This window comes from Streptomyces sp. NBC_00569, from assembly GCF_036345255.1.
Classification (GTDB): domain Bacteria; phylum Actinomycetota; class Actinomycetes; order Streptomycetales; family Streptomycetaceae; genus Streptomyces.
Window position 1 is genome coordinate 52,972 of the sequence record NZ_CP107783.1, and the last position, 20,784, is coordinate 73,755.

The 20,784-nt window shown below is 68.4% G+C and carries 15 protein-coding genes and 3 pseudogenes; 9 read left to right on the forward strand and 9 right to left on the reverse strand.

The genetic code is table 11. The features are described from left to right. Position 1 precedes the first annotated feature (1 nt). The 3 genes and pseudogenes from OHO83_RS00285 to OHO83_RS00295 all read left to right on the forward strand — a co-directional run. Entirely contained in the window at positions 2-970 is a 969-nt protein-coding gene (locus OHO83_RS00285) for an ATP-binding cassette domain-containing protein (protein ID WP_266681940.1), read from the forward strand. Next, positions 967-1,758, forward strand: coding sequence for an ABC transporter permease (locus OHO83_RS00290; protein WP_266681939.1), 792 nt, complete (start codon positions 967-969; stop codon positions 1,756-1,758). The genes OHO83_RS00285 and OHO83_RS00290 overlap by 4 nt, the downstream gene beginning before the upstream one ends. 131 nt (positions 1,759-1,889) lie before the next feature. After that, positions 1,890-2,053: pseudogene (locus OHO83_RS00295) on the forward strand (transposase); the annotation flags it as partial. A gap of 188 nt (positions 2,054-2,241) precedes the next feature. Here OHO83_RS00295 and OHO83_RS00300 read toward each other — a convergent pair. The 3 genes from OHO83_RS00300 to OHO83_RS00320 all read right to left on the reverse strand — a co-directional run bounded on the left by OHO83_RS00300 (position 2,242) and on the right by OHO83_RS00320 (position 6,831). After that, positions 2,242-3,486, reverse strand: a complete 1,245-nt coding sequence (locus tag OHO83_RS00300; RefSeq protein ID WP_406337015.1) for a DDE-type integrase/transposase/recombinase — start codon at positions 3,484-3,486, stop codon at positions 2,242-2,244. Positions 3,487-3,618: 132 nt separating this feature from the next. After that, positions 3,619-4,251: a DUF2461 family protein gene (locus tag OHO83_RS00310; protein WP_266681938.1), complete on the reverse strand. Its 633-nt coding sequence runs from the start codon at positions 4,249-4,251 to the stop codon at positions 3,619-3,621. Positions 4,252-4,995: 744 nt separating this feature from the next. Further along, the gene (locus OHO83_RS00320; protein ID WP_266681936.1) at positions 4,996-6,831 is read right to left on the reverse strand and encodes an NACHT domain-containing protein; all 1,836 of its coding nucleotides are present in this window, start codon (positions 6,829-6,831) and stop codon (positions 4,996-4,998) included. A gap of 152 nt (positions 6,832-6,983) precedes the next feature. On the opposite strand from OHO83_RS00320, the gene OHO83_RS00325 reads away from it, so the two are divergent. From OHO83_RS00325 to OHO83_RS00335, 3 genes and pseudogenes are all read left to right on the forward strand, one after another. Then, positions 6,984-8,177 carry an RNA-guided endonuclease InsQ/TnpB family protein gene (locus tag OHO83_RS00325; RefSeq protein WP_266681935.1) on the forward strand — a complete coding sequence of 398 codons (1,194 nt, stop codon included), beginning with the start codon at positions 6,984-6,986 and terminating at the stop codon, positions 8,175-8,177. Between the two features lie 164 nt (positions 8,178-8,341). After that, positions 8,342-8,802: pseudogene (locus OHO83_RS00330) on the forward strand (transposase family protein); the annotation flags it as partial. A gap of 81 nt (positions 8,803-8,883) precedes the next feature. Beyond that, positions 8,884-9,879, forward strand: coding sequence for an alpha/beta fold hydrolase (locus tag OHO83_RS00335; RefSeq protein ID WP_266681934.1), 996 nt, complete (start codon positions 8,884-8,886; stop codon positions 9,877-9,879). Positions 9,880-10,427: 548 nt separating this feature from the next. Here OHO83_RS00335 and OHO83_RS00340 read toward each other — a convergent pair. Further along, positions 10,428-10,817 (reverse strand): annotated as a pseudogene (locus tag OHO83_RS00340) (transaldolase family protein); the annotation flags it as partial. A 450-nt stretch (positions 10,818-11,267) separates the two neighbouring features. On the opposite strand from OHO83_RS00340, the gene OHO83_RS00345 reads away from it, so the two are divergent. Further along, positions 11,268-12,035, forward strand: a complete 768-nt coding sequence (locus OHO83_RS00345) for an SDR family NAD(P)-dependent oxidoreductase (protein WP_266681933.1) — start codon at positions 11,268-11,270, stop codon at positions 12,033-12,035. Positions 12,036-12,493: 458 nt separating this feature from the next. Here the strand turns inward: OHO83_RS00345 and OHO83_RS00350 are convergent, their stop codons facing one another. The 3 genes from OHO83_RS00350 to OHO83_RS00360 form a co-directional block, all read right to left on the reverse strand. Then, complete coding sequence (locus OHO83_RS00350; RefSeq protein WP_266682100.1) at positions 12,494-14,020, reverse strand: flavin monoamine oxidase family protein; 1,527 nt, start codon at positions 14,018-14,020, stop codon at positions 12,494-12,496. A 101-nt stretch (positions 14,021-14,121) separates the two neighbouring features. Next, on the reverse strand, positions 14,122-14,784 hold the full coding sequence (locus tag OHO83_RS00355) for a hypothetical protein (RefSeq protein WP_266681931.1): 663 nt from the start codon (positions 14,782-14,784) through the stop codon (positions 14,122-14,124). Between the two features lie 155 nt (positions 14,785-14,939). Beyond that, positions 14,940-15,191 carry a pentapeptide repeat-containing protein gene (locus OHO83_RS00360; RefSeq protein ID WP_266681929.1) on the reverse strand — a complete coding sequence of 84 codons (252 nt, stop codon included), beginning with the start codon at positions 15,189-15,191 and terminating at the stop codon, positions 14,940-14,942. A gap of 256 nt (positions 15,192-15,447) precedes the next feature. On the opposite strand from OHO83_RS00360, the gene OHO83_RS00365 reads away from it, so the two are divergent. Both OHO83_RS00365 and OHO83_RS00370 read left to right on the forward strand, forming a co-directional pair. Further along, positions 15,448-15,858 carry a hypothetical protein gene (locus OHO83_RS00365; protein WP_266681927.1) on the forward strand — a complete coding sequence of 137 codons (411 nt, stop codon included), beginning with the start codon at positions 15,448-15,450 and terminating at the stop codon, positions 15,856-15,858. A gap of 34 nt (positions 15,859-15,892) precedes the next feature. Then, a complete protein-coding gene (locus tag OHO83_RS00370; protein ID WP_266681925.1) occupies positions 15,893-17,509 on the forward strand; it encodes a helix-turn-helix domain-containing protein in 1,617 nt (538 codons plus the stop codon). Here the strand turns inward: OHO83_RS00370 and OHO83_RS00375 are convergent. Together OHO83_RS00375 and OHO83_RS00380 are read right to left on the reverse strand one after the other, a co-directional pair. Then, on the reverse strand, positions 17,491-19,059 hold the full coding sequence (locus tag OHO83_RS00375; RefSeq protein WP_266681923.1) for a serine hydrolase domain-containing protein: 1,569 nt from the start codon (positions 19,057-19,059) through the stop codon (positions 17,491-17,493). The two genes, OHO83_RS00370 and OHO83_RS00375, sit on opposite strands and share 19 nt — an antisense overlap. A 14-nt stretch (positions 19,060-19,073) precedes the next feature. After that, positions 19,074-20,567, reverse strand: a complete 1,494-nt coding sequence (locus OHO83_RS00380) for an APC family permease (RefSeq protein ID WP_266681921.1) — start codon at positions 20,565-20,567, stop codon at positions 19,074-19,076. Positions 20,568-20,784 lie beyond the last annotated feature (217 nt).

Here is a 20,784-nt window from a genome sequence, read left to right on the forward strand (position 1 = left end):
CATGACCAACCTGGCCATCGCGGCGAACGGGCTGCGCAAGTCGTACGGCGACAAGACCGTCCTCGACGGCATCGACCTCGCCGTCCCTGAGGGAACGGTCTTCTCCCTGCTCGGGCCGAACGGCGCCGGCAAGACCACCGCCGTCAAGATCCTCTCCACCCTCCTCTCCCCCGACCCCGCCTCCGGCGAGATCCGCGTCGGCGGGCACGACCTCGCGACCAAGGCGCAGGCGGTACGCGGCGCGATCGGTGTCACCGGGCAGTTCTCCGCCGTCGACGGCCTGATCACCGGCGAGGAGAACATGCTCCTCATGGCCGACCTGCACCACCTGCCCAAGCGTGAGGGGCGGCGCGTCGCCGCCGAACTCCTCGAGCGGTTTGACCTCACCGACGCCGCATCGAAGCCCGCCTCCACCTACTCGGGCGGCATGAAGCGCCGCCTCGACATCGCCATGACCCTGGTCGGCAACCCCCGGATCATCTTCCTCGACGAGCCGACCACCGGCCTCGACCCCCGCGCCCGCCACAACATGTGGGGCATCATCCGCGAACTCGTCACCGACGGGGTCACCGTCTTCCTCACCACCCAGTACCTGGACGAGGCCGACGAACTCGCCGACCGTATCGCCGTCCTCAACAACGGCAAGATCGCCGCCGAAGGCAGCGCCGACGAACTCAAGCGACTCATCCCCGGCGGACACATCCGGCTCCGCTTCACCGACCCCGACGCCTACCAGTCCGCCGCCCTCTCCCTGCGTGAGGTCCAGCGGGACGACGAGGCGCTCGCGCTGCAGATTCCCAGTGACGGCAGCCAGCGCGACCTGCGCTCCATCCTCGACCGGCTGGACTCGACCGGCATCGAGGCGGACGAGCTGACCGTGCACACCCCCGACCTCGACGACGTGTTCTTCGCCCTCACCACCACCAACGTGCCGGCCCAGCCCAACCAGCCCAAGGAGGAAGCCCGATGAGCTCCCTGTCCCTCGCCGTGCGCGACTCGACCACCATGCTGCGCCGCAACCTCCTGCACGCCCGCCGCTACCCGTCGCTCACCCTCAACCTGCTGCTCACACCGATCATGCTGCTCCTGCTCTTCGTCTACATCTTCGGCGACGTCATGAGCACCGGCATCGGCGGCCACGACGCCGACCGCTCCGTCTACATCGCCTACATCGTCCCCGGCCTGCTCCTGATGACCATCGGCTCCACCACCATCGGCACCGCCGTCTCCGTCTCCAACGACATGACCGAAGGCATCATCGCCCGCTTCCGCACCATGGCCATCCACCGCGGCTCCGTCCTCATCGGACACGTCATCGGCAGCGTCCTGCAGTGCATCGCCAGCGTCATCCTCGTCGGGGCCGTCGCCGTCGCCATCGGCTTCCGCTCCACCGACGCGACCGCCCTCGAATGGCTGGCCGCGTTCGGGCTTCTCGTGCTGTTCGCGACGGCGCTCACCTGGATCGCGGTCGGTATGGGGTTGATCAGCCCGAACGCCGAGGCTGCCAGCAACAACGCCATGCCCCTGATCCTGCTGCCCCTCCTGTCCAGCGCCTTCATCCCCACCGACACCATGCCCGGCTGGTTCCAGCCCATCGCCGAATACCAGCCCTTCACCCCCGCCATCGAAACCCTCCGCGGCCTCCTCCTCGGCAGCGAGATCGGCAACAACGGCTGGCTCACCATCGCCTGGAGCCTCGGCCTCACCATCCTCGGCTACTACTGGTCCAAGGCGAAGTTCAACGACGACCCGAAGTAGCCCGGATGACCAGGCGGACCACCACGCAAAACCCGCACGCACCACCCCGTGACGGCCACACAACCCCTACCGCACCACCTCGTGGCGGCGCACCCCGACACCACGTCGGAGTACGCCGCCACACCCGTACGCGCAAGGATCAGCGGGCGAAGGGTGACTGCCTATCTGCGGGGACTGATGCTGGACGGGCGGCGAGCCGATCCAACCGATGGCAGAGCGACTGCCGGACGGCAACAAGCAGAACCTGCAGCAGGCGCCGCCCCGAACAGAACCGGTTTCTGGACGCAGCCGCGTCCACTCTGGCCATCCTCAACGAGATCCACCATGTTCCAGAGGCAGCAACGCCCTTGCCGAAGTTGCCTGACTCCTGCCTTCGTCGGTCCGGCCTTGGTCCCCACAACCCGGCTCAGACCACGGTCATAGGGGCGCCCCGAGAAGTCCGGCGGTTCTTCGCACGGTGAGGCCGGAGTCGAAGTGCACGGGTCAGAGGTAGGAAATCCCGGTCAGCACAAGCAGCACGACAGCGACTGTGCCCACGATTTTTGGCACCCAACCACTGGTTCTCTGGTGCACAACCTCTGAGTAGCCAGGGGTTTTGGCATCGTAGATCACGTCCAGTCGCTGTCCGACGCCGACCGGTGCAGACGGGAAGGGCAGGCTGTCGCAGTAGTACTGCACGCCCTCCACCTCATAGAGCAGGCGGAGCCTGACCGTCCCCTTGTCGGTGCGCTTCGATTCCACGCATTTGGCCCGGACAACCACTCCCCTGCGCCGCAGGTTCACGTCCCGCCAGATGAAGAGCAGCGCGCCCACCAGCACGGGGACCGCCGTGATCAGAACGCCGATCGCATACGAGTGCAGCCCGTCGAGCATCGTCCCCACCCCCTGAAAGCAGTCTCGGGCACAGGGGACTTTACTCGTCACAGCAATCCATCGACCGTCCTCGGCAACCTCGATGAGCGGCATCAGGAGTGGTCGGGCCTGTACCGCGATGTCTGTCTCGCTGCCACGATCCGCGCACTGGCTTGCACCGAGAAGGGCGGGGTTCCTGACCTGGTTCCTGCTGACTCCAACGACAAGCCGAGCAGGGACCCCACGGCCTCGTGTTGCAGCTCGAGACCACCGAGAGCCGGTATCGTGCCGGCATTTGAGGGTTTTGTACTGACTTTCCGAGTACGGATTGTCATTCGATGTCTTCGGTCGCGAGTGGGACTTGGTGACGCCCATATTGCTGAGCATCTGCGCGGCATTGTGGGCGATCATCGCCGATCCCCGGTCGGAGTGGATCGTCAACTGCCCCCGCCCAACGGGGTACTTGGTGATCGTGGAGGACAGGAACTGCTCGGCGAGCTCCTTATTCTCGGATGCGGAAATCATCCAGCCGACGGTGTAGCGGCTGTAGATATCAATGATCGTGTAGAGGCAGAAGTAGCTGCCCCGATACGGGCCCTTGAGCTTTGTGATGTCCCACGACCACACCCGGTTCGGCGCGGTCGCGATCAACTCAGGCTTCTTGCGGGGCGGATGGACGGCCTGGCGGCGGCGCTCGCGGACCTCGCCGTGCCGGCGCAGGACCCGATACATCGTCGCCACCGGCCCCATCAGGGCATCGCGAACGCCCGCCCCCTGAATCCCTTGCCCGCGCCGATCACCGATCCGGACCGGATCGCCTGCCTCGAGGTACGACGACGCGATCGCCTCGGCGGCATCCTCCACGAGTACGAACATGCCGCATGACCTGCCCGGACGAGGATTTCGGCAAGGGCACGGTCGGCGCTGAAGGTGCGCGCATCACCTTCTGAGCGCGGGGGCCGGCGGCATGGGTGTGGCCTTCCCGTGCCGCGCGGCGCCCTCGTGATGTCAGGCGGCGCGCTTCACGTGGCGGACCAGCCACATCAGCAGGGCGTCCAGGTCGGCGGCGGCCGAGCGGACCCGGTCGACCGCTTCGTGGGTGTGCAGCCACTCCTCGCAGCCGAGGGGACGGGCGGCGATCAGCGAACGGTGGCGCAGCAGGTTGGTACGGGAGTGGTCCGTCGGATAGCCGCGCGGGGGGCGTTTCATCACGTCCCCGGAGATGTCGTAGCCCTTCTTCCGCACGTCCTCGACAATGGCGGACAGTTCGCGTCCGCTCCCCTCGGAGGCGACGGCTTTGCGGAACATGTCCACCTGGCCGGGATCGGGGTACCACCAGGCGCCCTGGATGAGAAGGCCGTCCAGGGCGAATCGGAGACTGATCTCGATCTTGCGGCCGAGTCGGATCACCGCGCCCTGGTGCTGCCACCACCAGGAGTCGGTGCGATAGTGCCAGACGGAGAAGTCCTCATACCGGGGGTCGGTGTCCGCGATCTCGTTGAGCAGGGCGATCATCGGCTGCCGGACCAGGCGTTCGCGGTCCGCGCGGTAGCGCTCGCGGGTCGCGTGGGCGGGTTCGCCCTGGAGCTGCCACAACACGTCCATGGCCTGCTCCGGCCAGCCGGTGAACTGTCCGCGCATGCGCGGAGGATAGCTCACCCATGATCCGCGCGCGGAGAGTGAGACGGGCAGGGAGGCGGAGCCCCAGACAAAGGTAGGAGGTGCTGCGGCCCGGCTCTCGCCGGCCAGTTCGATGTGCCGTGCGCGGTGGGCGAGTTCGTCGAGAAGCGCGGAGAGTGCAGTCGGTATGAAGCGGGCGGTGAGATTGTGCAGCCGAACTTGAGATCCCACAGCACGCTTAGGCAGCGAAGCCGATGTTCATGACGTGCTCGTAGGCGCCGTAGGACGCGCAGCGCAACGATCTCCTCCTGCGGGGTGAGCTTGTCTACCCGTCATCGATCGATCTGTCCACCCGAACCCTGCCGTACCTGACCTGCCAACTCGTGATCCGACGGCGAGAGATCGGCACGCGGTGCCGGCGCCTGACGGCGGGACGACAGGCTCTCCTCGCGCTGATGAGGATCTGTGAAAATCACCGCCCCGGCTCTTCCTACCCACTTGATTGAGTAGTCAATGAAGTGGGGGGACTTGGCTGTCAATCGAGAATTCGGGCCCGCTCCTCGCCGTGAACGCCGCTTGCAGCATCGCTCCGGGATGGGCTGCGTCCATCACCTTGCAAGGCTCGCACCGGCCCAAGCGCGGGCTGCGCCGGATGAATCCGGACGAACAGCGGCCCGCTGCGGCTGGCGACCCTTTGTGTCCAGGGTTCCTGCTTTTGCCCGAGCCGCACATCCAGACGGTGTATCAAGCCGGAGCACAACGGCCCTAAGGGGTGGTTGGTGCGTTAGCGAGCCAGTCCTGGAGTTCGCGATGGCGGAACTGGTAGGCGATGCCAGCACCGCGGAGCAGACTGGCATCGGTGGCCCAACGCAGGAACCTGCCCAGACGCCAGGGCAGAGCCTGGGACCCGCGGCGGGTACACAGAAGCAAGGCGATATAACGCATGTCCCCCGCACTCCCGAACCCCACCCACACCGACCCAAGCCCCCAGAACCCGGACGCGAACCCGTTCACAAGCCAGAGCTGGATCCTGTAGCCCGTTGTGCGCCGATCCTGAGGGGTACGCAGCCACACCTCGGCAGCCCACGAAGGCTCTGGCCACGCAACGGACCATGTGAGCCCAAATATCAAAAGGGCCAGCGCGATGAACAGGCCCGTCAAGAGGGTAGGGCCGTCCGTCCACAGATACAGGGCGGTAATCCCCAGGGGCATCACCGCCAGGAGGGCGGCGTGGACGATGCGGGGACGACTGCCTGCCAAAGGCCACAGTTCGTGCAGGACCAGATCGGTGCCGGACAGGGTCCGGCCGGCCACGGTGCGGCCGGTGACGGCATTGGTGTTCAGGTAGGCGGCCAGCACTCCCAGCCAGGCCCGGACCTGGGCGGGGGTGTAGGTGCCGCCCCGCTGGGTGCGGTGCCGGGCGGTGGCGTCCCGGAGGAACAGCTCAAGCAGGTAGTCGCGGATCGCCCGGTCGGTGCCCAGTACGGGGCCGAGTAGGTCTTGGGGTGAGTGCAGGTAGGCGCCAGTGAGATCGCGCTGCTCGTGGACGGTCACGGCCACGGTCAGCCGCCACGGGGTGGACAACGCCCGCGCCAGCGGCGAGGACGGGGCCCGGCCGAGGGTTTCCAGCACGCCCTGCCACCGCGGTGTGCTCCCCACCCGCCTCTGGATGAACAGGCGCGCCTGATCGGGACTGATCTGGCTGATCTCCACGCGCACGGCGTCTTTGGCCCACACCTCCAATGCCTCCAGCGCCCGGTACTGCCCGCTGCGGCAAGTCAGCACCAAGCCTGCTTTCGCCCGGCCGCGTTGGAAGGCGTTGAGCACGTCCAACGCCTGCCGGGCCCGGGAGCCGTACCCGGGCGTGTCCCCAGCGTCCATCTCGTCCAGCCCGTCCAGCACCGGCAGGATGAGCCCTGCGTCCATCAGCGCCTCGGCGGTAGTCGGGGAGATCCGATAGCGGCTCAGATGCCGGCACACCCACGCCCGTATGACCTGCACTGCCTCGCCCGGGTCGAGGGCGGTCCCCGCACTCATGCTCGGCCCGGTGCCGGGGTGGGCGACAGGCAGCGTGTCCCAAGAGGCCAGAGGTAGCCGTACCGGGACCGGGTCCTCCGGCTTGCGCTCCTCCAGCAGGGCAAGGAGGAGTTCGAGGGCGAGCACGGTCTTGCCTGACCCTGGTGCCCCGGTGATCACCAGACGCCCTGGTCGCAGCTGCCGGTAGTAGCTCACCACCTCGCTCAATCGCCCCTCCAGGGCGGCACCTGCGGCGTCCCTGGCCGCAGCCGGGCGGAACCTGAACCGCACATCGATCGTCGTACCGTCCCCGCCAAGTAACTGTGCCCGCGCGTCGGTCTCCGCTCGCAGCACTGCTTGCGCCAATCGGCCCGCCATGGCCACCGCGTCGCTCTCCTGGTGGCGCAGTCCTTGCCAAGACAGCCATCCCGACCAGCCCGCCACCACAAGCCCGGCAAAGGCGAACGCCGCGCCGACCGGGTCGACATCACCCCGCTTAAGCCCCTGTAAACCCCACGCCGCCACTGTCGCCACTGCTACCACGCACACGAACGCCCACAACCACCCTGCCTTACGCCTGTTCATCGGGTTCCTCCGTGGATACCCCTGCCTTCAGGCAGGGGAGGAAACGGACTCCTGCGGAGCAGGGCAAGGTGTGGGCTTTCGCCCCCAGGGCGAAAGGCCGTGCTCTGGCCCGCAGGTTTGGTCTCACACATCGGTCGCACTAGTTTGTGAGCGTGGCCACGACTTGTGTGAAGCGGGCGTTCAAGTACCGCTTCTATCCGACCGATGCGCAGGCTGCCGAGCTGTCGCGCACGTTCGGATGCGTGCGCAAGGTCTACAACCTCGCGCTTGCCGCCCGCACCGAAGCGTGGGCGCGGCAGGAGCGGGTCAACTACAACGCCACCTCGGCCATGCTGACCGCATGGAAGAAGACCGGGGAACTGGCGTTCCTCAACGAGGTTTCCTCCGTACCGTTGCAGCAGTGTCTGCGGCACTTGCAGGCGGCGTTCAGTAACTTCTTCGCCAAGCGGGCTAAGTATCCGCGCTTCAAGTCGAAGAAGAAGTCGCGGAAATCTGCCGAGTACACCACCAGCGGTTTCCGGTTCCGTGCCGGGGAGCTGACTCTGGCGAAGATGGCCCGGCCGCTGGACATCGTGTGGTCGCGCCCGCTGCCCGAGGGCGCGTCCCCGTCCACGGTGACCGTGTCGCAGGACGCGGCGGGGCGCTGGTTCGTCTCCCTGCTGTGCGAGGACCCGGCCATCGAGCCACTTGCCGCTGCCGATGCGGCAGTGGGAATCGACGTCGGTCTGGATCACCTGCTGACCCTGTCCACCGGGGAGAAGATCGCCAACCCTCGGCACGAACGCAAGGACCGTGCCGCCCTCGCCCAGGCTCAGCGCCGCATGGCGAAGAAGGAGCAGGGCAGTGCGAACCGGGCCAGGGCCCGGCGCAAGGTCGCCAAGATCCACGCCCGCATCGCCGACCGTCGCCGCGACCACCTGCACCAACTGACCACTCGACTCGTTCGTGAAAACCAAACGATCGTGATCGAGGACCTGACCGTGCGCAACATGGTCAAGAACCGGAAACTGGCCCGCGCCATCTCGGATGCGGCGTGGTCGGACTTGCGGAGCATGCTGGAGTACAAGGCCGCCTGGTACGGGCGGGAAGTGATCGCGGTCGACCGCTTCTTCCCCTCGTCCAAGCTGTGCTCCCACTGCGGCAGCGTGCAGGGCACGATGCCGCTCCACGTCCGTACCTGGACGTGTGAGTGCGGAACGACCCATGACCGGGACGTGAACGCAGCACGCAACCTTCTGGCCGCCGGGCTGGCGGTGACAGTCTGTGGAGCTGGTGTAAGACCTCAACGGAGTTCTCCGGGCGGGCAGTCGGCGACGAAGCAGAAAGCCCCACGGCGCGAGCCGTAGGAATCCCCCTCCTTCAGGAGGGGGAGCATGTCAAGTACAGATCATGGCAACCGTGGCACACCTTGCACCATGAACCTGACAGGAACTGCTTGGAGTCTAGGCAGATGGGTGGGGAGAGAAAGTGAGCAGGCCTGGGGAGCCCATGAGCAGGGGGTGGGGATTTTCAACGAGCGCCATCAGCGCTGGCCCACCTGCGGTGCGGCGACACCTATACCCAGCTCGCCGCCGGGTTCGGTATCGGGATCGCGACCGTGTTCGGCTCCATCCGCGAGGCCGTCGAGGTGCTGGCCGTCATCGCCCCGTCCCTGGCCGAGGCGATGAGGACGATCCGGACCAAGGCGTTCGTCATTCTTGACGGCATCCTGCTGTCGATCGACCGCATCGCCGCCGGCACCCCGTACTACTCGGGAAACATAAACGCCACGGCATGAACGTCCAGGTCCTCACCGATCCGTTCGGCCGCCTGCTCTGGGCCTCACCGGCCCTGCCCGGCTCGACCCACGATCTGGCCGCCGCCCGACAGCACGGAATGAAGGGCTGGCGCCTACTTCGACTCCGCTGCAGCACCAACCGCATCACCGACATCGTGAAGGCTGTCCTCGTCCTCCACGACGCCTCAACATGAGGATGGAAAACGCTCAGTGTTCCGCGCGACACATGGGCCTAGTCTGACGGAAGTTGACGGAGCACGATCCAAGGAGGGGCCGTGGCGGCGCACATCGAGGGCGTGGAGCATCACAGCATCAAGGTCAAGGGCCTGACCCTGCACTACGCGGCTGCGGGCGACGAGGACGCTCCGCTGGTGGTGCTGCTGCATGGCTTCCCGGAGTGCTGGTACTCCTGGCGCCACCAGCTCACCGCGCTCGCCGCGGCCGGCTACCGCGCCGTCGCCCCGGACCAGCGCGGCTTCGCCCGCAGCGACGCGCCGGCGCTCGTCGAGGCGTACACGCTGGCGAACCTCGTCGGCGATGTCGTCTCACTGGTACGGCAGTTGGACCGCGAGCGCTTCGCCGTGGTCGGCCACGACTGGGGCGCCCCCGTCGCCTGGCTCACCGCGCAGCTGCGCCCGGACCTGGTGCGCGGCGTCGTAGGCCTGAGCGTGCCGCCGCCGGTGCCCGACCCCGGTCACACCCCGCCGCTCACCGCGCTGGCGGAGATGTTCGACGGCCGCTTCTACCAGAACTACTTCTGCCAACCGGGCGTGGCCGACGCCGAGTTCGCCGAGGCCCCGGAGAACACCTTCCGCCGCTTTCTCTACGGAGCAAGCGGCGACAACCCCCAGACCGACCCGCCCCCGCAGCCCCTCGTGCCCCTGGGCAGCACCTTCCTGGAGACCCTCGCCGAGCCGAAGGAACTGCCGGCCTGGCTGACGGAGGACGACATCGCGGTGTTCGCCGAGGAGTACCGGCGCAACGGCTTCACCGGCGGTCTGAACCTGTACCGCAACATCGACCGCAACTGGGAGCTGGGTGCGGCCTGGGACGCCCTCCCGATCCAGGTTCCCGCACTCTACGTCGTAGGCGACCGCGACCTGGTGGGCGTCTTCCCCGGCATGGACCAGCTTCTGCCCGCACTCCAGCAGCTGAACCCGACACTCCACCCCACCGTCACCCTCCCCGGCTGCGGCCACTGGACCCAACAGGAACGCCCGGCCGAAGTGAACGCGGCACTGCTCGACTTCCTGGGCGGCTTGCCCGACTGAACCCGGCCGCCCGCCGCGCGGTCAGGCTCCGGCCTCGGCCCCGCCCTTCAGGGCAGCGACGATCTCCTCGTCTTCGAGATGTCGTCGTGCTCCTCACCTGGTACACCCTGCGGGACCCGGCCTGACGCCGACCTCTTCGACAAGATCTGCCTGGATGCCCGACTGCGTTTCGAGCTGGTGACCACGGCGCGACGGTCAACGCCCTGTGGGCCTGGCTCTGCCACCGACTGCCTTGAAGGCCGAGGGCTGATGAATAGGTGGCACTTGCCGGGCGCCAGCTCGCGCCTGGGCCCAGGTGTGCGGCCTGGCGTCATTGATCGTCCATTGCTCATCCCGCAACGAACACGGCGCGCGAGAAGGTCTGGGACCTGGACGAGTGCGCCATGCGCGCCGCGATCACGGCCCGCAGGCCGCACTCGACTTCTTCGGACAGGACCCACCACCGCCTCCGCACCCGCTGGCGCCAGCCCCGCGCCGTTTCGGACACACCAGCCCGCGTTCTTCAGATTGAGGCATGTCTCACGAGGCACAAGCGCGGCCTTCGGGGATCAGTGCCTCGCAGCTCCTCCAACGTGCCCCATCGCCTCTTCAGTCGACGTGAGCAGGTCGTTCCAGGCGATCTCGAACTTGGCGACGGCCTCGTCCTCGAGCTGCTGGGTGACCTCGTCGTAGGAGATGCCGAGCGCGTCGGCGGCCTTGAGGTCGGCGCGGGCCTGCTCGTAGCCGCCCGTGATGGTGTCGCCGGTGATCTCGCCGTGGTCGGCGGTGGCCTTCAGGGTGCCCTCCGGCATCGTGTTGACCGTGCCGGGCGCGACGAGCTCGTCGACGTACGGGGTGTCCTTGTACGCGGGGTCCTTGACGCCGGTGGAGGCCCACAGCGGGCGCTGCTTGTTGGCGCCGGCGGTCTCCAGCTTCGTGGCGCGCTCGGAGGCGAAGACATGCCCATCGGTCAGACGTCCTCGACTCCCAGCATCTCTACGGCCGGCCCCGTCGTGAGCGATGCTTTCGAGTTCGTCGTCGATCGCGTCCAGCAGCACCTCAGGGGCCGGCTCAGGGACGGGGGACGGTGCGGGCAGGTACGCCATCGCTTCGGCCTTCCGCTCCCTGGGCAGCTCCACGCTCCACCACAGCGGAGGCCTTCGCTGTTCAGCAAGATCCGGGGACGTCAACAACGCTCGTGCTCAATACAGCTAGGCCATACGGGCCATCGAGTGCCGCCGTTCGATGGATACGGCGCTCGGGTCCGATGCGGCTGTCGTCCGCCTGGGACACCTTCCGTGCGGGCGTACCGGTGGATATGCCCCGGCCCGAAGAGGAACCCAGTGTCGTGCGGGTTCCGAACCGCTTGCCCGTCGTTCACCTGGGTGGTTGCAGGAAGGACCCTCGACGTGTCTGATCCCGTCGTACTCATCACGGGCGCGCTCACCGGTATCGGCCGCGCCACCGCCTTGGCTTACGCACGTCAAGGCGCGAACCTTGTGGTCTCCGGCCGCCACGAGGAGGTGGGTGAGCAGTTTGCCGGGGAGCTGGCCGGCCTCGGCGCCCCGGCGGAGTTCGTGCGTGCCGACGTCCGTTTCGACGCCGATGCGAAGGACCTCGTCGACCGTGCGGTCGCGCGGTTCGGGCGGATCGATGTCGCTGTCAACAACGCTGGCACGGAGGGAACACCCGGCCCTGTCACCGAGGTGACCGACGAGGCTTACCAGGCCACCTTCGATACCAATGTCAAGGGAACGCTGCTGTGCTTGAAGCACGAGTTCCGGGTCATGAGGGAACGGGGCGGCGGCAGCATCATCAACGTCAGCTCCACCTTGGGCATGATGGGTTACCCCGGGGTGACCTTGTACGTCGGCAGCAAGCACGCCGTCGTCGGCATCACCAAGGCGGCCGCACTCGAAGGCGCCGCCCACGGTATCCGGGTCAATGCGGTCGCGCCTGGCTACACCCGGACCGCTATGTACGAGCGGTTCACCGGCGACGACACGGCGCGTGACGCGGTCGATTCGGTGCTGCCTATGCACCGGGCAGGCACCCCGGAGGAGATCGCCGAGGCTGTCCAGTACCTGGGTTCGGACAAGGCGAGCTACGTCACCGGGCACATTCTCGTGGTCGACGGCGGCCTCATGGCGGGCGGGCCCCTGTTCCCGAGCACGTGAATCGCAGGTCGGCGCAGGCCGTGTCGGGCCTCGGCGGCGCGCTGCCCGCCCAACGGGATGTTCCGGTTCTCATCGCGACCACCCAGCGACCTTCTTGCTGCCCGCCGCGACCTCGACACCGCGTACACCGCCCTCGCGGCACTGTCCCGGACGCTGCCCTGGTCGGTGCAGCCGGACGAGAACGGCATTGCCGCGACCGGCCACGGCCCCCACGACATCGAGCGCCCGCCGACCCCGGGCTACACGGAGCAGGAGGCCGCCGAGGCGGCGCGCCTGACCGCGGACGGCGGGCGAAAACCGCCCTCGACACTCTCGTGGGCTACGCCGCAATGCGTCCCTGAGGCTCATTCAGCGGACCTCCACCCCCGCAGCAATCGTCCATGCCGGGCATACCGAAGAGGGCGCGGGCATTGCTGCCCGCGCCCGTTCTCAGCAGTCTCCTACATAGCCGACGGCGCTCAGGCGGCCATCACGCGCGTGTGCAGCTTGCTCACTGCCCGCCGCGCGGACGTGAACGCGCCGTGCTGCCACGCATCCGTGTAGCTGAGCCAGTCACCGGCGAAGTAGACGCGCCCGCCGGGCTCGTTGAGGGACTTGTAGCGCGGGTCGTCGGGGCCGCCCGGGGTGTCGTGCCAGGCGGCTTCCAGGTGCGGGGTCTGGCGCCAGTGGTGCGAGAACGACGACGCCAGCTCCGTGCGGTACTTCTCGCCATAGATCTTCACGCCCTGGGAGACCGCCCGTGCTTCGCGCGCGGCGGGGCCGAGCTTCGCGTAGGCGTCGGCGTCACCGTCGTAGTTGTAGTAGCCGATCATGACGCCGCGCTCGCCGTGGAATCCGTGCGACGGGTGCCAGATGTGGCTGAGGTCCATGTCGGTCTCGGTGATGCCGCCATAGATCCGGTGATCCAGCTCCCACCAGCGGGACTTGTACTCCAGACCGATCTTCCCCGCGGACTGCGGGGTGATGGCCTCCAATGCGCCCTGCACACCGGAGCCGAGGTTGTGCGGGATCTTGGCGAGGATGTTGGGCGGCAGCGCGCCGACGCAGAAGTCCGCCTCGACGACCTTGGTACGCCCACCCTGCCGGTAGGTGACGACGACCCCGTCACCCTTGTCCGTGATCTTGCTGACGACGGCGCCCGTCTGTACGCGGCGCTCCCCTATCGCCTTGGTCAGCGCCTTCGGTATCTGATCCATGCCGCCGACCGGCTGGAACATCAACATGGCCTGGTCGAAGCCGAATTCGAAGGAGAAGTAGCGCCCGACGCCGCTGGCGAACACCTCGGACGCGGAGGGCAGGTCACCGAGCAGCACACCCGGGGTGCCGGTGGCGGCCGGCACGGTGGTGTACCCGCGTCGCTCCCCACCTGCGTACGTCAGCTTGTCGCCCAGGTCACCGAAGTCCTTCAGGAACTCGACCAGCCGGTCCTGGTCGGCGGCGGTCAACTCCTTGTCCAGCGCCCCCTTGCCGGAGGCCTTGGCGAGCAGCTCGGACACATACCCGTACACATCGGCCTTGGCGGTGCGGTACCGCATCGGCTTCGTCATGCCGGCCGACTCGTTGAAGAGGTAGGCGTCGGCGTTCGTGTTGGTGAACACCTCGATGGGGACGCCGAGTTCACGGCAGTAATCGAGCGTCACCATCCACTGCGGAAGCCGGGCCGGGCCCGCGTTCATGTACTGGCCGTCGCTGAAGCGCGCGGTCTGCGCGTTGCCGTACAGGTCGACGGTCGAATCCCCGCCCCGCACCGTGAAGTTGCGCCCACCGGAGCGGTCTCTGGCCTCAAGGACCGTACAGTCGTAGCCCGCCTTGCCCAGCTCGTACGCGGTGGCGAGCCCGGCGATGCCACCGCCCACGATCACCACCTTCGCGGCGCCCCGCCCGCTCAGCGTGAAGTCCCCCGGCCGCGGTGCGCGGTAGGGGAGTTCGCGCTGCGCGGCCTGCGCCGTGGGGGCGAGTCCGAGGGCGCCCATGGTGGCGAACATGGCGCCCGCGCCACCGGTGAGCCCCACATTGCGAAGGAAGCCCCGCCGACTGGTCCCCGTACCTGCCGTCTGCTGCTGTGCTGCCATGTGTCCGGCTCCCCTCAGATCGTGCGCGATCTTGACTGATCCGGGGATGGTGGCAATGCCGTGTTACGGCACGGCAGCAACTGTTGTATCGGCCACGTTTCCACTCCCCCTGCCGAGTACCCGGGCCCGGTCTTCTGTGACTTCGGCGAAGGCGGGGTGCCGTTGACGAGCGTGTCACCAGCCCCAAACCGGGTTGACGAGTCAGGTGGCCGATCGGGGGCCCGCCCGTAGGCGGCCTGCCACGCGCTGGCCAGGTGATCGGCCGCAGAGCCCGCGGACGGCTCTGCCGCAGCGTCGGCGATGGACTGCCGTGCGGCATCGCGTACGGCTGATATGACCCTCTCTTCCAGCCCGTCAAAATCGTCGGCGACTCGATAGGCCGATCCACCCTGGCCCAGGAGCGTTTCAAGTTCGGCGACTTCGTACTCGTCCGTCTTACCTGTCTGGCGCCTCAAGGCCAGGAACTGGTCGATCACATCGAGCAGAGCATCGCCGACAGAGTTCACCAGGGGAGCGATGTACTTGTTGCTGACGCTGTACGAGGCCTCCGGAGTGATGCGCAGCCGCAGGCAGATGACGCGTCCGGCATCCTCGTCATAGATAAGGCGCCCCCCGAATCGAGAGCTAAGCCCGTTCAGCAGCCACGACTTCAACGCGTCGGCGAGATGCTCCGGCACACCCTCGTACGGTCCGGTGAAGTCGGGCCCGGCCGACACGGACGGAGAAGCGGGGGCGTGGTGCGATGGTCATGGTGGGACGATACCGACGCTCCTTCGCGTCTCATGCCGAATAAACGCGTCTTCATGCCGTCCTGGGTTCTCCGATAACAGTGTCAGGTGGACCAGGCCGCAGGTAGGCACAGGCCGGTTGGCAGGGCGGATCCGTTTAGCGGCACCAGACCGGATGGTGCTTCGCCGGTCGAGCGAGAGAAGTCGACCCTGCCGCCGGAGAACTCCGCGCCACGGAAGGAGACCTCACTGCTGGTGAACTCCGTGTCGAGGAAGGAGCCCGTGTCGACGGTGAACTTAGCGTCGGAGAAGGAGACCTCGCCGCCGGAGAACTTCGCCTTGGAGAAGTCGACCACTCCGCGTCGGAGAAGGAGCCCTCGCTGCTGGTGAACTTAGCGTCGAGGAAGGAGACCTCGCCGCCGGAGAACCCTGCGCCACGGAAGGAGACCTCGCCGCCGGAGAACCCTGCGCCACGGAAGGAGACCTCGCCGCCGGAGAACCCTGCGCCACGGAAGGAGACCACGCCGCCGGAGAACTCCGCTTCGGAGAAGCTCTCCCCCCGTCGAAGGTCGCAGCGGTGAAGTCGAAGTCGTGGCCGTGCCATGAGTGTGGATGGTCGAGGGGCCGACGGAGGTGGTCGCGGATGAGACGGATAACGGTGTGCCGGACCTCCCGCAGGGACAAGTAGGCGTGCCGAGCATCCGCGTCGTCCGCCGGAAGGTCGGATTCGCTGGTGTAGGGCAGGCGCAGGTAGGCGCACAGCACGTCGATGCAGGTCTGACGCAGATCGCGGGTGGGGGCGTCGTCGGCGAGGCCGGCCAGAGCATGCACACCGCCGAGCCGGACCGCTACGGAGTCGTGGCCGAGCTGGCTGACTGCCGTGGTGAAGCGTTCGGTGTGCAGGCGGGTGGCCTCACGCAGGGCGCCGTCCTCGTCGACGCGCTGGCGCCTCTCCTGCCATGCTCCCACTACGGTCACTCCGGATCATCGTTGACATCGTCAATACGGGTCTCCCAAACTTGACGCCCACAACAGTCCTTCGAGTTGGGGGTGCACCATGCGGGAGTCCGGTGCCCGGGGGCACCTGTCCGTCCGTCAGCTCGTGGACAACATCGGCCCGGCGCTGCTGCGCCTGGTCCAGGAGGGGACCGGCAGCGGCGGGCCGCTCACCGACATCGCCATCCATGCCCCGGGTGCGCCGACACAGCTCGGACCCGGGTGCGTGGTGCTGGGGGTCGGCGTGACCACGGAGGCCGAGCTGCGCGAGCTGACGGCGGCCATGCGGCAGGCCGGCGCGGAGGTGCTGGCGGTGAAGGCCCCGGTGCCGCCGTCGGCCCACGACAAGCTGGCGATCATCGAGGTCAACCGAGACGCGTCCTGGATGCACGTGGCGACGACCGTCCGTGAGCAGCTGCTCGAGTACGCGAGGACGCGCGTGCGCTCGGCCGGCAGCGGCGCAGAGCTGTTCGCCCTGGCGAACGCGGTCTACGAGAGCGTCGGCGCCCCGGTCACCATCGAGGACCGCTTCTCCGCGCTGGTCGCCTGGTCGGAGGGGCAGGACCGGACCGACTCCGAGCGGATCGAGACCATCCTGGGGCGGGCCGTGCACCAGCGGACGCTCGCCGAACAGCGCGAGCGTCAGGAGTTCGAGCGGCTCCATGCCAGCACCGAACCGGTGTACATGGAGGCGACCGGGGCGGATCAGCTGGCAAGGCTGGCGATCGCGGTCCGGGCCGGTTCGGACGTCGTCGGCTACATCTGGGCCGCCGTCACCGGGCCGCTCCACGAGGCGGCCACAGCCCGGCTGCGCGAATTCGCGCCCGTGGTCGCGCTGCAGTTGGTCGGCCTGCGCACGGAGACCAGCTACGCCCGCCGCCAGCGCGGCGAGCTGGCCGCCGCGGTACTCGGCGGGGCGGCCGACCCGGTGGAGGCGAGCCGGCTGCAGCTGGGCTCCGGCCCGGTCTGCGTCCTGGCCGCGGCCCCGCGGCTGGCCGGGAGCACGGGCTCCGACGCGCTGGACGCCGCCGGGCTGCGCCGGTTCGCGGACACGCTGGAGTACTTCCTGGCGGCCGTGCACCCCCGTTCAGCCCTGGTGGCGGGCACCGGAGCGGTGTACGTACTGGCTGCCTGGCCTCCGGAACATGCCACGGCCCTGGAGTCGGCCGTCGCCCTGGCTCGCGACTTCCTCGCGCGGACCCCACTGGCCGGTGACTATGTGGTCGCCGTCGGCGGCCCGGCTGAATCGATGGGCCGGATCGCCGACGTGCGGGCGCAGGCGGACGCCGCGCTGCGGGCGCTGCGGCACCCGGCCGTCCGCGGCCCGGCCGTGCGCACCGTGGAGGAGATGGCGCTGGCGGTGCTGCTGCTGCACCTCGCCGACGCGACCGAGGCGCTTGGCCTGCCGGACGCCGGCGGCGCGCTGCACCGGCTGCGCCAGGAAGAGGGCCAGGACGGTCCGCTGGCGGCGACCCTGGCCGCCTATCTCGCCGCCGCGGGAGCCACCGACACCGCGGCAAAAGCCCTGCACATCCACCCCAACACCATGCGCTACCGGCTGCGCCGTATCCGCGAGGTCTGCGGGCTGGACTTCGCCGATGCCGACGCCATGCTGCTCGCGCACCTCCAGCTCCGGGTGCGCGAGCTGCGGACGGGCGCTTACCGAGGCTCTGGCTGATCCCGGAACGAGCGCGTGTAGCGGCAGCCGTCCAGGTCGACCCAGAGCACCGCGCCGTCCAGGGCGGGGCCGGACGTCAGGCGCTCCGGCAGCCGGGGGTCGGCTCCGATGCGGAACGTCCCGTCGTCGAGCGGGACGAGTTCCGGTTCGTCGCGGGGCGCTTCCACGCCGGTTGCGGCGATCATGTGCAGTCGTCCTGCCCGCTGCACGATGCTGAAGCTGGGATGCCAGGGGGTGTAGCTCCGGTAGTGGCCTGCGAGTGCATGCGGGGAAGCGGTCGGCGCGCAGGGGCTGGGGCCCAGTGACTCGGGTCCGTAGAGCCAGCGTCCGTCCAGAGAGTGGTGGTAGGCGGACCATCCTGGGTGATCGCACACCAGCCGCCCGTCCCCCGCGTCGTACAGCCTGCCGGTCGCCCCGTCCGAGGTGAGCGAGAGGTGGTCGTCGCCCGTGGCCTCGACGCGGATCTGACGCGGCGTCGTTCCGTGGATTCCGACGTAGCGCTGGGCGTCGGGGATCCGCTCCGGGTCGAACAGCGCCGGGTCCGCCGGGGCTCCCTGGACGACGGCGAGCACATGGCGGGCGAAGCGGTCGATGATCTGGCACTCGCCGGGTGCGTTGGTCAGCACGGCGACACCGTGCCCGCCGTCGGTGTCGACGGCGAGGTACGAGCGGTATCCGACCATCCCGCCGGCGTGCGTCAGCCAGGTGCGGCCGTCGATCACTTCCACGTCCACGCCGAGCGCGTAGCCGGAACTGACCGCGCCGGCAGGCGCCGTGACGATCTGTCGGAAACGCTCCGGCCCGATGATCCTGGTGCCGTCCAGGGTGCCCCGGCACAGCATCATGCGGGCGAACAGGCCCAGGTCACAAGCGGTTGCCAGCACGTTCCCATCGGCCGCCGAATACTCGAAGAAGCCGGCCGGCGCGAGCGGGGCCGACGGCAGCGGCGGGCGGTCGTCGCGCAGGAACCGGTACCCGGTGGCGAGTTCGGCGATGTCCTCGTGAGTGATCCGCGCCGCCGAGTCGCGCATGCCCAGGGGCCGCAGCAGCCGTCCGGCCATGGCGTCCGCCAGCGATTGCCCCGTCACCTGCTCGACGATCAACCCCAGCAGGTTGTAGCCCTCGTTGGAGTAGTGGAACAGCTCACCTGGTTCGGCCCAGGTCCTCGCATCGCGTAGCGCGTAGCCGCGTGCGGCGGCATCGGGCAGCGCGTCGGCCCCGGCCACCAGGCCGGAGGTGTGCTGCGCGAGGTGCCTGACGGTGATCGCGCGGGAGCCGCCGTTCGGGGCGAACCAGGGCAGGTGGTCGGCGACCGCCGCGTCGAGGTCCACCTTCCCCTCGTCCGCCAGTATGCCGAGCAGGAAGGCGGTGAAGGTCTTGCTGATGGAACCGATCTCGAACCGCGTGCGACGGGAGAGCGGCGCCCCGGACTCCGCGTTCGCGAATCCTGCGGTGACGAACGCCAACTCGCCGGTCCCATCGACGACGCTGATCGCGATTCCCGGCACCGGCCACCAGGTCCGCAACTGCTGTGCAAGCCCAGAGAGCACCCGTTGCACATCCATCACACGCCCGCCTGCCGCGAACCGAATCCCGCGAACCGGTCCGGACCCAGCTCGACCTGGGAGGAGTCGATAGCCGCGTCCGGCCGGTCGCCTTTGACGAACCGTCGGCACAGCGGGTACAGCAGCACGGCCAGCAGCGCCAACGCGAGACTCGTGCCGAACGTCGCGGCCTCGTCGACCGCCGTACTCCACGCCAGGTACACGATCATCGCTGTGGGCAGCACGACGACCAGGACTGCGCCGGGCCAGCCGCCGGGGACCCGAACCGGCCGGAGCATCTGCGGATATCTCCAGCGCAGGACCAGGAAGGCCACGAATTCCAGCAGGATCGAGGCCAGGGTGAGCAGCACCGTGGCCCGCAGGATCGAGCTGAAGTCGACGGCGGCGAGCACGACGACGACGGTGGTGCTCGCCAGCAGCGCACCCACCGGCGTGTTGAACCGTCTGCTGTCCCGGGCCATCCAGCGCGGCAGGTACGCGTCCGCGGCGAGCGCCCGCGGGACCCGGGTGCTCGTCAGCAGGATCGCCATGAACAGCCCCACCAGGGAGAGCGCCGATCCCAGGGAGATCAGCACCTTCAGCCAGATTCCGCCCAGGGCGTCGCCGACCACGATGAAGTCGCCCTGGGCCCAGTCGGCGGGCGAGCCCCGGTGCAGCCCGCTGCCGATGGCGGCGATGGTGGGCAGCAGGTAGGCGGTGATGATCAGCGGAACCGAGATGACCAGGGCCCGGGTGTAGGTCCGGTGCGCGTCGGCGACCTCGCCCAGCACGGTGCTCGGGCCGTCGAAGCCGAGGTACAGCCACACGATCACGCTGAGCGCGCCGGCCACCGACGAGTGGGCGCTCTGCCCCGGCACCATGAAGGGCGAGAGCACGTTGATCCCGTTGCCGACCGCATGCCAGATGCCCAGGACCGCCAGCACCGCGAACGGTGCGAGGATCAGAAGCATCATCCCGACCGAGTACTCGCTCACCGCCTTGGAGCCGCGGTAGTTCAGGTACGCCATCGGGACGATGAGGGCGACGGTGACGATCCAGTGCAGGTCCACGACGAAACCGCCGTGGAACAGGTCCACGATCACCAGCCCCTTCCCGCGGGCGATGTCCGGGACCCAGGTGGCCAGGTAGTCGACCAGTAGGATCGGGTAGAGGGTGAGGTTCAGCACCGACCCGATCGAATTCCAGGCGCCGAACACGAATGCCGCACCTCTGCCGAGCGCGATCTTCGCCCAGTAGTAGTAGCCGCCGTTGACCGGTATCGCGGCACTCAACTCCGCTGCCACCAGCGCGTTCGGTACGCCGAAGACCACCGGCACCAGGACGATCATCAGCAGGGTCATGCCCGGACCGGCGCTGGAGAGTGAGGCTTCGAGCCCGAAGGGGCCTCCGGACACTGTGAAGAAGAAGATTCCGACCAGGGGCAGCACGCCGAGCGTGCGTCTGCCCGCCCCGGGCGCCGGCCGTGTGTTTTCCGATGGGATCAGTTCGGTCATCCTGGGCTCCACTCTCCGTTCGCGCCTGGTCGGCACAACGTACGGGGGCGTCACCGGGGCCGCCCTGTCGTGCGCATCAAAGCCGCGGCCCGTCGGTTGTCGCTGCCACCAACGCCGGGCTGACCCACCCGGAACACGACGAAGCTCCGGGCAACGAGGTCACCCGGAGCTTCTGACATGACTGAGGTTCGGGGCCGGGTCAGGCCGCGTGCAGCGG

Coding starts and splice junctions, on each gene's coding strand:
- OHO83_RS00380 (WP_266681921.1), bottom strand. CDS start 20,567: ATGACCGAACTGATCCCATCGGAAAACACACGGCCGGCGCCCGGGGCG.
- OHO83_RS00320 (WP_266681936.1), bottom strand. CDS start 6,831: ATGAACAGGCGTAAGGCAGGGTGGTTGTGGGCGTTCGTGTGCGTGGTA.
- OHO83_RS00310 (WP_266681938.1), bottom strand. CDS start 4,251: ATGCGCGGACAGTTCACCGGCTGGCCGGAGCAGGCCATGGACGTGTTG.
- OHO83_RS00365 (WP_266681927.1), top strand. CDS start 15,448: ATGGTCGAGGGGCCGACGGAGGTGGTCGCGGATGAGACGGATAACGGT.
- OHO83_RS00370 (WP_266681925.1), top strand. CDS start 15,893: ATGCGGGAGTCCGGTGCCCGGGGGCACCTGTCCGTCCGTCAGCTCGTG.
- OHO83_RS00285 (WP_266681940.1), top strand. CDS start 2: ATGACCAACCTGGCCATCGCGGCGAACGGGCTGCGCAAGTCGTACGGC.
- OHO83_RS00350 (WP_266682100.1), bottom strand. CDS start 14,020: ATGTTCGCCACCATGGGCGCCCTCGGACTCGCCCCCACGGCGCAGGCC.
- OHO83_RS00290 (WP_266681939.1), top strand. CDS start 967: ATGAGCTCCCTGTCCCTCGCCGTGCGCGACTCGACCACCATGCTGCGC.
- OHO83_RS00300 (WP_406337015.1), bottom strand. CDS start 3,486: ATGTTCGTACTCGTGGAGGATGCCGCCGAGGCGATCGCGTCGTCGTAC.